Origin of the sequence: Rhizobacter sp., assembly GCF_035702065.1 — a bacterium.
Lineage (GTDB): Bacteria > Pseudomonadota > Gammaproteobacteria > Burkholderiales > Burkholderiaceae_C > Rhizobacter.
Window position 1 is genome coordinate 1 of the sequence record NZ_DASSRA010000428.1, and the last position, 11,563, is coordinate 11,563.

Annotated in this window: 12 protein-coding genes; 7 read left to right on the forward strand and 5 right to left on the reverse strand. The window is 70.3% G+C overall.

The window, feature by feature from the left end; genetic code table 11:
* From VFL64_RS18865 to VFL64_RS18875, 3 genes are all read left to right on the forward strand, one after another.
* The coding region (locus VFL64_RS18865; RefSeq protein ID WP_489541922.1) for a hypothetical protein at positions 1–1,579 on the forward strand (1,579 nt) is incomplete at its 5' end.
* 44 nt (positions 1,580–1,623) lie between these two features.
* Complete coding sequence (locus tag VFL64_RS18870; RefSeq protein ID WP_489541923.1) at positions 1,624–2,892, forward strand: DUF805 domain-containing protein; 1,269 nt, start codon at positions 1,624–1,626, stop codon at positions 2,890–2,892.
* A gap of 124 nt (positions 2,893–3,016) precedes the next feature.
* Positions 3,017–3,637 (forward strand): transglutaminase-like cysteine peptidase, encoded by a 621-nt coding sequence (locus VFL64_RS18875; protein WP_489541924.1) that lies wholly within the window; start codon positions 3,017–3,019, stop codon positions 3,635–3,637.
* A 9-nt stretch (positions 3,638–3,646) separates the two neighbouring features.
* Here VFL64_RS18875 and VFL64_RS18880 read toward each other — a convergent pair whose 3' ends face one another.
* Genes VFL64_RS18880 through VFL64_RS18890 form a run of 3 tightly spaced genes read right to left on the reverse strand, consistent with a single transcriptional unit; the run spans position 3,647 to position 5,188 of the window.
* A complete protein-coding gene (locus tag VFL64_RS18880) occupies positions 3,647–4,357 on the reverse strand; it encodes a helix-turn-helix transcriptional regulator (RefSeq protein ID WP_489541925.1) in 711 nt (236 codons plus the stop codon).
* Positions 4,344–4,793 carry an EVE domain-containing protein gene (locus tag VFL64_RS18885; protein WP_489541926.1) on the reverse strand — a complete coding sequence of 150 codons (450 nt, stop codon included), beginning with the start codon at positions 4,791–4,793 and terminating at the stop codon, positions 4,344–4,346. Before VFL64_RS18885 ends, VFL64_RS18880 begins: the two co-directional genes overlap by 14 nt.
* A 2-nt stretch (positions 4,794–4,795) precedes the next feature.
* On the reverse strand, positions 4,796–5,188 hold the full coding sequence (locus tag VFL64_RS18890; RefSeq protein ID WP_489541927.1) for a VOC family protein: 393 nt from the start codon (positions 5,186–5,188) through the stop codon (positions 4,796–4,798).
* A gap of 205 nt (positions 5,189–5,393) precedes the next feature.
* On the opposite strand from VFL64_RS18890, the gene folE reads away from it, so the two are divergent.
* The 3 genes from folE (at position 5,394) to VFL64_RS18905 (ending at position 7,462) form a co-directional block, all read left to right on the forward strand.
* On the forward strand, positions 5,394–6,122 hold the full coding sequence (folE, locus tag VFL64_RS18895; RefSeq protein WP_489541928.1) for a GTP cyclohydrolase I: 729 nt from the start codon (positions 5,394–5,396) through the stop codon (positions 6,120–6,122).
* A gap of 350 nt (positions 6,123–6,472) precedes the next feature.
* Entirely contained in the window at positions 6,473–6,877 is a 405-nt protein-coding gene (locus VFL64_RS18900; protein ID WP_489541929.1) for a TerB family tellurite resistance protein, read from the forward strand.
* A gap of 33 nt (positions 6,878–6,910) precedes the next feature.
* Positions 6,911–7,462, forward strand: coding sequence for a TerB family tellurite resistance protein (locus VFL64_RS18905; RefSeq protein ID WP_489541930.1), 552 nt, complete (start codon positions 6,911–6,913; stop codon positions 7,460–7,462).
* Between the two features lie 45 nt (positions 7,463–7,507).
* Here the strand turns inward: VFL64_RS18905 and VFL64_RS18910 are convergent, their stop codons facing one another.
* Positions 7,508–8,407, reverse strand: a complete 900-nt coding sequence (locus VFL64_RS18910; protein ID WP_489541931.1) for a LysR family transcriptional regulator — start codon at positions 8,405–8,407, stop codon at positions 7,508–7,510.
* Positions 8,408–8,537: 130 nt separating this feature from the next.
* Between VFL64_RS18910 and VFL64_RS18915 the strand changes: the two genes are divergently transcribed.
* The gene (locus VFL64_RS18915; RefSeq protein ID WP_489541932.1) at positions 8,538–9,590 is read left to right on the forward strand and encodes a TerC family protein; all 1,053 of its coding nucleotides are present in this window, start codon (positions 8,538–8,540) and stop codon (positions 9,588–9,590) included.
* A 37-nt stretch (positions 9,591–9,627) separates the two neighbouring features.
* On the opposite strand, the gene VFL64_RS18920 is transcribed toward VFL64_RS18915, so the two are convergent.
* Positions 9,628–11,499 (reverse strand): M48 family metalloprotease, encoded by a 1,872-nt coding sequence (locus tag VFL64_RS18920; RefSeq protein ID WP_489541933.1) that lies wholly within the window; start codon positions 11,497–11,499, stop codon positions 9,628–9,630.
* Positions 11,500–11,563: the final 64 nt, after the last annotated feature.

Consider the following 11,563-nt stretch of genomic DNA (forward strand, 5'->3'; position numbering starts at 1 on the left):
GGCCTTCCCGGCCGAGAGTGCCTGGATCACGATGCTGGTGGGGTTGATGCTGCTGCTCGGCCTGTACCGCGGCTTTCTCGGCTACTGCGAAGAGCGCTTTCGCGCCGTCTACGGCACCGGCCTGCTGCTGATGGCGGTCACGCTCAGCGGCCTGGCCTGGGGGGCGCTCGAACACGACAGCCCCGGCGTCGGCCCCTCGATGGTGGCCGGCGTGCTGCGCGCCACCGAGGTGCTGCTGCTGGCGCAGCTGGGCGCGTGGGTGGTGATGGCGGTGCTGGTCACCACGGCAGTGGTGCTGGGCGAATGGGCCTGCCGCAATGGGCAGGACGGCCCCGAGCGGCGCCAGAGCATCGTCACCGCGCGGCTCGGGCTGTTCGTCTCGATGGGCATCTTCGTCGCCTTCGTGATGACGGTGTGGGCGCTGGTGTCGCAGCCGCTCGAATCGCTGGTCGAGGGCCTGCACTACGCGCCCTGGTGGTTCGCCGACATGACGGTCGACGGCCAGATGCAGGCCGGCCGCTTCCTGGCCCTGCGCTTCTCGGCCAGCACCGACACCTTCGCCATGGTGGCGGCCATGCTGCTGGCGCTGCTGGGCTTCGTCGCGCTGGTGTTCCTGCCCAGCGTGCTGGTCGAGCTGCGCTTTGCCAACTGGCTGGCCGCGCCGCAGCTCGGCCACTGGCTCACCGCCGGCTACCGCGCGCTCGACCGCCTGGTGCGCTGGTGGAGCTGGCTCATCACCGCCGCGCTCATCGTGGTGGCCGTGCTGCTGGTGGGCAGCCAGCTCGCGCGGCTGGGCATCTCCCTGCCGTGGCTGGGCGTGGTGACCCTGCCCATGGGCACCTGGTCGGGCGACCTGCTGGCCAAGATGGTGGTGGCCGTGGCCGGCGGAGCGGTGAGCCTGGTGGCGATCGGCAGCGTGGCCATCAAGCGGCTGGCTGCGCTGCGCGCACCGCTCGATGCCGCACTCGACGTGGACAACCATTTCCGCGAGTTCCCGCGCCAGGCCATCCCGCGGGTGATGATCTTCGAGCGCTACATCGCCGTGCTGGAGCACGTGCTGGCCCAGGGCTACGAGCGCATCGTGATCGTGGCCCACAGCCAGGGCACGGTGATCACCGCCGACCTGCTGCGCTACCTGCAGCGCCGCCACCGCCTGCTGCCGGCCGATGGCAGCGACGACCGCCTGGTGCAGCTGGGCGTGCAGCTCGGCGCGAAGAACATCCGCCTGCTGACCGCCGGCAGCCCGCTGCGCCAGCTCTACGCGCTGCGCTTCCCCTGTCAGTACAGCTGGGTGCTCGACGGCCACGACCTGAACAGCGGCCCCGAGCCGCGGCGCGACCTCAACGTGGCGAGCTGGGTCAACGTGTGGGGCGCGGGCGACTACGTCGGCCGCTGGCTGTGGTCACCGGCACGCGACACCGTCTTGCCGGCCCTGTCCGTCGACCCGCAGGCCTACGAAGGCACCCCGGTGCAGCAGACGCCGCACTACCGCGACGTGTGCCTGGGCGCCGACGCGCACACCCACTACTTCGAGCTCGACAACGCGGTCATGCTTGGCGAATTGCGCGCCCTCGTGTAGCGGGGCCTCTTGTATCCTCTGCCCACAACAGGGAGGGGACGGGCATGCAAGGTGGTGCACAGGTGCGCCTGGTGTTTGCAGGGGAGATCCTGCCGGGCCACCAGGCCGACGAGGTGAAGCGCCGCTTCGGCGAGAAGTTCAAGCTCGAAGGTGCGCGGCTGGCCGCGATGTTCTCGGGCGAGCGCACGGTGCTCAAGCGCTCGCTCTCGTACGACGATGCCATCAGCTACATGGCGCAGCTGCAGAAGTACGGCGTGCGCGTGCACATGGAGCCGCTGGATGCGCCGCCCGCACCTGCGCCCGTCGCGACGGCGGTCAGGGCCGTGGTGCCACCACAGGCGGCGGTTGCCCCGGCACCCCTGGCCATCGCCGAGGAACAGATCACCTGCCCCAACTGCGGCGAGACGCAGTCCATGCGCGTGCTGTGCCGCAGTTGCGCCACCGACATGCCGCGCGGCATCGCCGCCAGGAAGGAAGACGAAGACCGGGCGCGCGCCGAGCGGCTCGAAGCGGCGCGTGCTCGCCGCGGCCTGCCGCCCAGCGGGTCTGCCCACGCGCCGCAGCACGACGAAGACGCACCGCCACTGATGGGCTTCGGCCTGAGCGGGCGGGTGTCGCGGCTCACCTACATCAACTCCATCCTCGTCAGCTGGATCGCCTTGCTGTGGCTGGGCATGATGGCGCTGACCCGTCCGGGCGTGTTCACGGTGCTGCTCTTCCTGGTCGGGCTGGTGGTGATCTCGCTGTGGTCCCTGCGTGTGACGGTGCTGCGCCTGCACGACTTCAACGCGAGCGGCTGGTGGTCGTCGATGTTCCTGGTGCCCTACATCGGCCAGGCGGTCAGCGTGGCGCTGCTCTTCATCCCCGGCTCGCGCGACGACAACGACCACGGCGGCCTGCCGCGCCCCGGCAGCAAGCTGGTGGCCGGCGTGCTGGTGCTGGTGTTCGTGCTCAGCGTGGCGGCTTCGTGGCGCCCGGCCGTGCGGGCCTTCACCCAGATGCTGCAGGAAGACGAGGAGACCGAGACCTTCGATGGCGTCAGCGCCTCCGGGCCGGCGCCGTCGGACCGCGAGCTCTCGGCGCACATCGAGAGCGTGACCGCCATCGCCGGCTTCCGCGACGAGTACTGGAACCAGGCCAACCACAAGGCCTTCGCCGCCTCGGACGATGGCGCCTGGGGTCATGGCGCCGGCCAGACCTCGCCGCGCCAGGCGGTGACGATCGCGCTGCAACGCTGCGAGGAGCGGCGCAAGCCCTACACCCGCAGCTGCCACCTGCTCAACGTCAACGGCTCCTGGGTCGTGCAGCGCTGAGCCGCCGCCCCCCTAGTTCGTTCCCCCGCCCCGGCTTGCCTTCCGGCCGCCGGGCGCCTACCTTTTTGCCAAGCTCCCCGACCGGACCTCCCGGGCAGGGGCGTCCGCAAAAAGGGAGGCGCCCATGCTGCGCAGAACGACGCTGGCTGCCTTTGCCGCGCTGGGCCTGTGGGCACAGTGGCCGGCGCGAGCACACACTGCAGCGCCTGCCGTGCGCTCCGCCGCCTGGCGCGAGTACGCCGCGCTGGCCGGGGCCGCCGGCCGCCTCCCGCTCGACGAGCGGGTCGATTTCGTCAACAGCGCCATCAACCAGCGCATCGATTACGCGCCCGACACGCTGGTGTGCGGTGCGGCCGATTGCTGGCAGACACCCACCGAGACCCTGGCGCTGAAACACGGCGACTGCGAAGACTTTGCCATCGCCAAGTACTTCGTGCTGCGCGATTGCGGCCTGCCCTGCGGCTGTGCGCGCCTGCTCTACGCCTTGCGCACGCCCGACGACACGCCGGGCCTGCGCATGCCGCACGTCGTGCTGCTGGGCGGCGGCACGGCGAGCGACCCGCTGGTGTTCGACAACCTCAACCCGCTGCTGCAGCCCTTGTCGAAGCGCCCCGACCTGCAGCCGGTGCTGAGTTTCGACGTGAGCGGCCTGTGGCGCGGGGCCTCGGGCGAGCGCGTGGGCGATGCCGCGGCACTGCTGCGCCCCTGGCGCGAGCTGCTGGCGCGCTGGCAGCAGCAGCGCTGAGGCTGCGGCTCAGGTGCCGACGCCGCTGCTGCGCTGCGCCTGTTGCGCTTCGGTGTGGCGGAACAGGTCGGGCAGCGTCTTGCCGGGTTCGTCGCGGAAGGTCTCGTCGAGCACGTGCAGCTGCTGGATGCGGTCGATGCGGAAGTTGCGGAAGCCCTCGCGCGTCTCGCACCACGCCGCCAGCGTCCACACCGCGCCCCAGTAGAAGCAGCCGAGCGGTCGCACGGTGCGGCGGCTGTCGCTGTCCTTCAGGTCGCGGTAGTGCAGGTCGACCTTGCGCCGCCCTTCGGCGGCCAGGCGCAGCGGCTCCAGCCGCGAGCGCGTGCCGGGGTCGAAGTCGACCGCCGGGGCGTACACGGCGAGGCTCTCCGCCGCAGCGCGGGCGCCGACGGGCAGCACCGCGAGGATCTTGGACAACGCGTTCTCGGCCTGAGCGGCCAAGGCGGCGTCGAGCCGGGGTTGCGCGATGCGCACGGAGGCCACCAGGGCCTGGGCTTCTTCATGGGTGAACATGAGCGGCGGCAGATCGAAACCCGAACGCATGCGGTAGCCCACACCCGCCTCGCCCTCGATGGGCACGCCTTGCACCATCAGCTCCGCGATGTCGCGGTAGATCGTGCGCTCCGACACCTCCAGGCGCTGCGCCAGGAACTGCGCGGTGCTCAGGCGGCGCCCGCGGATGAGCTGGACGATCTGGAACAGGCGGTCAGCGCGGCGCATGCTCGGGGTCCGCGGCGCCCATGGCTTGGGCGATCACATCCATGTCGTCATCGCTGACCTTGATCAGGCCGAAGCGGAAGGCGTAGCCCCAGTTCTTCGTGTTATCGCGCGTGAACGAGAGTTGCTCCAGCAGCGGGCGGATCGAGGCCTCGTGGGCGGTGGCGTCGTAGTCGACATCCTTGCGGAAGGGCTGGAAGCCATTGCCCATGTCACCCTGGTAGACCCGTTCGTCGCGCACCGTGCCGATGGCGGTGAAGGCCTGGCACGGCTGCTTCTCGCCCAGACGCTGCACCGGCGAGTAGTAGGCCACGCGGTCGCCGGCATGGATGCGCTTGAGCGGCGCGCCCTTGCCATGGCCGACCTGCATGATGCCCAGTTGGCGGCCAATTGCCACGTGCTCGGCGCTGGCGACGGCGATCCAGTTGTTGCGTTCCATGTTCAGCTTCCGATGGCGGTGCACAGCTCGACCAGCGTGCCGTCGGGGCAGCGCACGTAGGCGACCGTCTGGCCCCAGGGCTTGGTGGTGGGCGGCGAGAGCAGGGTGGCGCCGGCCGTGACGGCGGTGTCGCAGGCGGCGGCCACGTCGCTGGTCACGAGGCCGATCTCCATGCCCAGCGGAAGCGTGGATGTTTCGGCCACCACGTAGCCGTGCGGCAGGTTGCCGCGCGCCGTGTCGTGCTGGGCGAACCCGAGGGCGGTGGCGCCGGTTTCCAGCTCGCCGTAGGCGCCGCTCTCGTGGAGGAAGCGGCGCTGCAGGCCAAAGGCGCGCTCGAAGAAGGCGAGCGATGCAGCCACATCGCTGACGTAGACGATGGTGTAGGCAAGCTTCATTGGCAGGTGCGTTCGGGGGTGGAGGGCCATGCTACGCGAGGGGCTGATCCACGGTGTGCATGGGGTGAGAGGCGATGCTGCCGTGGCGCTCCTGACAGCGTGGTGTCAGCAGGGTGCGCCCTGTGGCTCGCCAGCCCCTGGCGCAGCAGGCCGGGCCGACACCCGCCACAATCGGACCTCTCTTCCCTCCGACAGGACTTGAGCCATGCCCGGCGTGCCCCCTGCCCACCCCCCCCTCAGCGAGCAGGAGCTCGCCGCACTCAGTGCCTCCGACCGCATCCGCTACCGGCTGGTCGGCGCCGGGCGGCGCTACCACGCCAACGACAACATCTCGGCCTTCATCCACGAAGGTGAGTTCGAGGCGCTGCGCGACGAGGTGGCCGCCAAGATGCAGGAGGTGCTCAAGTCGCTGGTGATCGACACCGAGAGCGACCACAACACCATCGAGACCGCACAGCGCGTGGCCAAGATGTACCTCACCGAGGTCTTCCGCGGCCGCTACGTGCCCATCCCCACGGTGACCGAGTTCCCCAACATCGAGCGCCTGAACGAACTGATGATCGTCGGCCCGATCACCGTGCGCAGCGCCTGCTCGCACCACCTGTGCCCGGTGATGGGCCGGGTGTGGATCGGCGTGCTGCCCAACGAACACTCCAACCTGATTGGCTTGAGCAAGTACGCGCGCATCTGCGACTGGATCATGAGCCGCCCGCAGATCCAGGAAGAAGCGGTCGTCATGCTGGCCAACGAGCTGGAGTCGCGCGTCAAGCCCGATGGCCTGGCCATCGTGATGGAGGCCGACCACTTCTGCATGCAGTGGCGCGGCGTGAAGGACAACGACGCGATGATGTCCAACAGCGTGATGCGCGGCTCCTTCCTGAAGGACGCGACGCTGCGCGCCGAGTTCCTGTCGCTGTTGCGCAAGAAGGCTTGAAGCAGCGACGGGCCGGTTCCGGCCCGTTGGGTGACGCTGCTCACCCCTCGCACGGTGCCGCCGGGTCGGATTTCTCGGTTCGGTACAACCGAAGTTGCGCTGCGACAGGAGCTGCTTTTCTCGCTCCCTGCGCGGCGCCACAGTTCACGGTGTCGATCACTTCCAGACACCGAGACCATGAACCTGACCCATTGGATGCGCGTGCGCGCACAGGCCGTCCTCGACCTGTGCTGGGCCGGTGCGGGTGCTCCGCCGTTCTGATCTCGCAATGTGCCGCCGCTGACGCGACCGCTGACCCGCGGCGCAGACAGCCTGTTCCTCATCCCTTCGAACCCGACTGGAGTTACGCCATGCGAAGCTATCCCCGCAACAGCCCCGAAGCCGCCGCCCGACTGGTGGCGCTGGCCATGATTGCCGACGGCCACGTCTGCCGTTCGGAACTGGATGCCCTGCGGCACGCCGATGTCGAGGCCGCCCTGGGTCTGCGCGCCGGAGCGCTCGGGCCGGTCTTGCAGGCCCTGTGCGAAGACCTGCTGCTCAGCACCTGCGCGCACGGCGCACTGACGGCCTGCCTCGACGACGCCTTGATCGAGTCGATGGTGCGCGAGGTCGACGATCCCCGGCTGGCCGAGAAGGTGCTGGCGGCCGTCACCACCGCAACCGAGGCGGATGGGTTCGTCTCGGAAGGGGAGCAGACGGTGATGAAGGCGCTGCAGCGTTGCTGGCCCTCGGCCCGCGCTGCCACCCTTTGCTGATGTCGCATTCGTTCCCTGTCCAGGAGTCGGCTCATGCAATTCGAAGACCCCCATCCCACCCACCGGGTCGAAGCAATCGGCCCGGCCGACGGCGCGGCGCCGCTTCGGTCCTACCCCCGCAACACGCCGGAAGCGGCCGCGCGCATCGTGGCGCTGGCGCTCATCGCGAACGGCCGCATCCAGGCCGTCGAGGTGGCCGCGCTCGACGCGCTTCACGCCCATGAACGGCTCGGGCTCACGCCGCAGCGGTGGCACGCCGTCATTCACGATCTGTGCACCGACCTGCTGGGGCCGGCGCGCTGCGGCGACGACGCCTGCGTGTCCAGCGAGCTGCTGGGCCACCTGCTCGATGAGGTGGACGACGACCGGTTGCGGCACGTCGTGCTGCACCTGTGCTCGGCCGTGGTGCAGGCCGACCGGCAGATCGACGACGCGGAGTCCTTCGTGCTGCTGGGGGCCATCGAGCGCTGGGGCCTGCCGCCCGACGACCACGCCCTGCTCGAACCCATGCTGTACGGCGCCGACTTCCAGGTGCGGCCCCGCGGGCTCGCCCGCGGCACCTCCCGCAAGCTGGGCCTTCGCTGACCCGCTGCGGGGCCGCCTCCGCCATCGCCATGCCGCTGGCCGAGGCTACGTGGTGGCCGAAGCCCGCGCCGCCTCCAGGATGCGCACCACCAGCGGGTGATGCAGTCCGCGCCGCGAGCGGATGGCGTAGATCTCCTCCAGCAGCCCGTCGCTGCGGCCCAGCAAGCGCAGGCCGCGCATCGCCGCCAGGTCGGTGGCGCCGAGCGCCGTGACCGGGAACACACCCAGGCCTTGCGCCGCGAACAGGCTCAGCAGCGCACTGTCCTCGAACTCGCCGACGATCCGTGGCCGCAGGTCGTGGGCTTCGAACCAGCGGTCGATGCGGCCGCGCATCGCTGCGTGTGCGGTGGGCAGCAGCAGGGGCAGGCCCGCCAGGCTGCGCGGGAAGCCGTCGATCTGCGCCTTGTGCACCATGGCGGAAGGGCCGTACCAGTCCACGGGCGACACCATCAGCCGCTCGCTGCTCAGGCGCAGGCTCGAGTTCTGCGCGGGAGGCTGGCAGGTCAGCACCAGATCGAGCCGGTGCAGCGCCAGGTCGGCCAGCAGCTCGTCGACCTCGCCCTCGTGGCACAGGAGCTTGAGCGAAGGCGTGTCCAGCACCGGCTTGAGCAGCACGTGGGCGGCCAGCTTGGGCAGCCCGTCGGACATCCCCACTGCCAGGCGCGCCGTCTGGCCCGACCCCGCCGCGGCAGCTTCCTCGGCGATCCGCTCCCCGAGCTGGAAGATTTCCTCGGCGCGGGCAAGTACCACCTGCCCGACCTCGGTGACCGTCACGCCCCGGCCGGCCGGCTTGAGCAGCTGATGCCCCAGTGACTGCTCCAGGGCCTTCACCTGCGCGCTGATGGTCTGGATCGCCATGTCCAGGCGCTCCGCCGCGCGGGCAAAGCCGCCCTCCTTGGCGACGACCCAGAAGTAGTACAGGTGCCGGTAGTTCAGGGCGGTCATGGTTCGGCTCCGGGCGATCGGCTGGGGTCCGCTTCGGGATTTCCGAAGCGCAGCTCACTGTAGCGCTGCTTTTACCGGGGCAGTCGTGCGCCGAAGATGCGCCACGTTTCACCTCCTTGCAGCAGTCACCATGGAAACCTTCAGTTCACTCTGGCTGGGCATGCCGATCTGGATCTGGCTCGCCTTTCTCGGCACCGTCCTGGCCATTCTTGTCTTCGATCTCGGCGTCATGCACCGCGACTCGCACGAGATCGGCGTCTCCGAGAGCCTGAAGATGTCGGTGCTCTACATCGGCCTGGGCGTGGCCTGGGCAGGCGCCGTCTACTGGATCTACACCCACTATGCCAACGCGGGGGCGCTCGACCCGCAGATCGCCGCGGCCGCCACGCCCGACGAGCGCGCGTGGACGGCCGTCAAGCTCTACATGACCGGCTACCTGGTCGAGAAGACGCTGGCGATGGACAACGTCTTCATCATCGCGATGATCTTCAGCTACTTCGCCGTGCCCCGCGCTTACCAGCACCGCGTGCTGTTCTGGGGCATCCTGGGCGTGATCGTGCTGCGCGCGATCATGATCGGGCTGGGTGCCGCGCTGGTGATGGAGTTCAGCTGGGTCATGTACCTCTTTGGCATCGTGCTGCTGGCCACCGGCGTCAAGATGCTGATCATGGTCGACCACCAGCCCGACATCGCCAACAACCCGGTGCTGCGCTTCTTGCGCAAGCACCTGCGGGTGACCGACGAACTGCACGGCCAGGCCTTCATGGTGCGGCAGCCCGAGCCGCGAAGCGGCCACCTGGCGTGGTTCGCCACCCCGCTGCTGCTGTGCCTGATCCTGGTGGAAGTCGCCGACCTGGTGTTCGCGATCGACTCCGTGCCCGCGATCTTCGCCATCACACCCGACCCGTTCATCGTCTACACCAGCAACATCTTCGCGATCCTCGGCCTGCGCGCGCTGTACTTCGCGCTGGCAGCGGTGGTGCACCGCTTCCATTACCTGAAGTACGCGCTGGCCCTGGTGCTGGTGTTCATCGGCGCAAAGATCTTTCTCGGCGACTGGCTTTTCGACGGCAAGGTGCCCGCCTCCATCAGCCTGGGCGTGACCGGTGGCCTGCTCGCCGGGGGCATCTTCTTCTCGCTGTGGAAGACCCGTGGGGGCGGCGAACGCCCGATGGACGCCTGAGCGCGAACAGGCGCCGGCCACCACCGCGCCTGTGGCCTCAGGCTGCCACCGGCTCCACGTAGTGCCGCGCCAGCTCGGGTGGCAGCGGCGAGTCGAGCAGCACGCTCGCCAGGCGCAGCGCGTCGGCGGTGTCGTCCGCCAGCGGGCCCACGGCCTTGTGCTGCAGCGCGGCGTGCAGCCAGGCGCGCACCAGCACCGGCTTGAGCATCCAGGGCAGGGCCTGCACTTCCTGCAGGGCATGCACCAGCGCATCCGAATCGGGCACCTCGTAGGGTGGCGGGGCCCCGCCCTTCAGCCAGGGCTGCATCACGCTCGCGTACCAGGCCTCGCCGTCGGGCAGCAGCCGCGCCAGGAAGGCGGTGAGCTGCGCCACCTGCTGCAGGGTGTGCGGCGGCAGCTGGGCCATGTCGTTGTGCGCGTTGGGCGAAGGTTTCACCGCCGGCGCCTCGCCCAGCCGCTGGCGCAGCAGCAGCAGGTGCAGACGGTCGATGGGGCGCACCTGGCCGTCGGCAGCCATCACGCGGCGGGCCGATTCCATCAGCGTCTGCCGGTCGAGCAAGGGGGCGCGGGCCACGCGGGCCAGCAAGGCTTCGAGCCAGGGCAGGCGCATCGCGGGGCCGAGCTTCTTCACCTCGCCGCGCACCGCGTCGGCGGTGCTCAGGCCGCGGGTCTCGTCGCGCCAGGCGCGGCGCTCGCGCTGGCTGCCGGGGGTGAGCAGCAGGGCCAGGATGGCGGCGCGCAACTCACCCGGGCCGTTCAGGCGCGAGAGCCGGTCGCTCGCTTCGCGCTCTTCGGCGTCGGCCACGGCGCGCGGTTCGGGGGTGCTGGGGGGGGTGGGTTCGGCCATGGGGACAGCATAGGCGACGGGAGCCGCCGAGGGCATGGGCGCCGGCGTTGCCGGCCGGTACGGTTCGTCCGGCGCGTCGACGGTCGACAGCAGGGGCGCGGCCAGCGGCTCCATGTGGCGGCCGTAGAGGCGGCGCAGCCGCTCGGGCAGCGGCGGGTGGCTGGCCAGCCAGGTGGGCGGGGCCTGCAGCAGCATGGCCGCGAGCAGGCGCGCCGGCACCCGCAGCAGGTGGTCTTCGCGCTGCTTCACCTGGTGCCAGACCTTGCGCAGCACGCCGCCCAGGCCGTCGCGGCTGCGCGTGAACTGCACCGCGCAGGCATCGGCCAGCAGCTCGCGCTGGCGCGACACCGCCGCCTGCAGCACCTGGCCCGCGAGCCAGCCCAGGCTGCCGGCGGCCACGAACACGCTGCCCACCAGCACGCCGAAGGCCGAGCGGCGGCCGCGCTCGTCGGGCTCCATCAGCGAGTAGCCGTAGCCGTGCACCAGCGACAGGCCCCACACCAGGGCCAGCAACTGCATGTTGAGCCGCAGGTCGCCACCGTGGATGTGGCCGAACTCGTGCGCCACCAGGCCTTGCAGCTCGTCGCGCGTGAGCCGCTGCAGGGCACCGCGCGTCACCGCCACCACCGAGCTCTCGGGCGCCCAGCCGGCGGCGAAGGCGTTGATCGCGTCTTCGCGCTCCAGCACGTAGACCGCGGGGCGCGGCAGGCCGCTGGCCAGCGCCATCTCGTCGACCACGTTGAGCAGGCGGCGCTCGGTGAGGTCGCGCGGGTCCGTCAACAGGCGGCCGCCGGCCCATTCGGCCACGTGCGCGCCGCCGCCTTCGCGCAGCCGGCCCAGCTCGACCAGCGCGCCGCCGATCACGAACAGCAGCACGAGCGCGGTGTTGGTCTCGATGAAGAGCGGCGGCCATTCGTCGAGGGCCCAGGAGGCGACCGCCCACCACAGGCCAATCAGCAGGCCGTTGACGGCCCCGATCAATGCAATCAGCAGGACGGCGAACAGCGCCAGCAGCCGCTGGGTGGCGGCGCGGGCGTCGTCCTGGTGCTGGCGGAAGCGCATGCGACTTCGTTGAAGTATTGGGGCCGCTCAGGCTGAGGTATCGAAGCCCCGCTCAGGCCATGCC

What these genes read in the sequence shown, in the direction of transcription:
- VFL64_RS18870 (WP_489541923.1), top strand. Translation starts at nt 1,624, where the DNA reads ATGCAAGGTGGTGCACAGGTGCGCCTGGTGTTTGCAGGGGAGATCCTG.
- VFL64_RS18875 (WP_489541924.1), top strand. Translation starts at nt 3,017, where the DNA reads ATGCTGCGCAGAACGACGCTGGCTGCCTTTGCCGCGCTGGGCCTGTGG.
- VFL64_RS18880 (WP_489541925.1), bottom strand. Translation starts at nt 4,357, where the DNA reads ATGCGCCGCGCTGACCGCCTGTTCCAGATCGTCCAGCTCATCCGCGGG.
- VFL64_RS18885 (WP_489541926.1), bottom strand. Translation starts at nt 4,793, where the DNA reads ATGGAACGCAACAACTGGATCGCCGTCGCCAGCGCCGAGCACGTGGCA.
- VFL64_RS18890 (WP_489541927.1), bottom strand. Translation starts at nt 5,188, where the DNA reads ATGAAGCTTGCCTACACCATCGTCTACGTCAGCGATGTGGCTGCATCG.
- folE (WP_489541928.1), top strand. Translation starts at nt 5,394, where the DNA reads ATGCCCGGCGTGCCCCCTGCCCACCCCCCCCTCAGCGAGCAGGAGCTC.
- VFL64_RS18900 (WP_489541929.1), top strand. Translation starts at nt 6,473, where the DNA reads ATGCGAAGCTATCCCCGCAACAGCCCCGAAGCCGCCGCCCGACTGGTG.
- VFL64_RS18905 (WP_489541930.1), top strand. Translation starts at nt 6,911, where the DNA reads ATGCAATTCGAAGACCCCCATCCCACCCACCGGGTCGAAGCAATCGGC.
- VFL64_RS18910 (WP_489541931.1), bottom strand. Translation starts at nt 8,407, where the DNA reads ATGACCGCCCTGAACTACCGGCACCTGTACTACTTCTGGGTCGTCGCC.
- VFL64_RS18915 (WP_489541932.1), top strand. Translation starts at nt 8,538, where the DNA reads ATGGAAACCTTCAGTTCACTCTGGCTGGGCATGCCGATCTGGATCTGG.
- VFL64_RS18920 (WP_489541933.1), bottom strand. Translation starts at nt 11,499, where the DNA reads ATGCGCTTCCGCCAGCACCAGGACGACGCCCGCGCCGCCACCCAGCGG.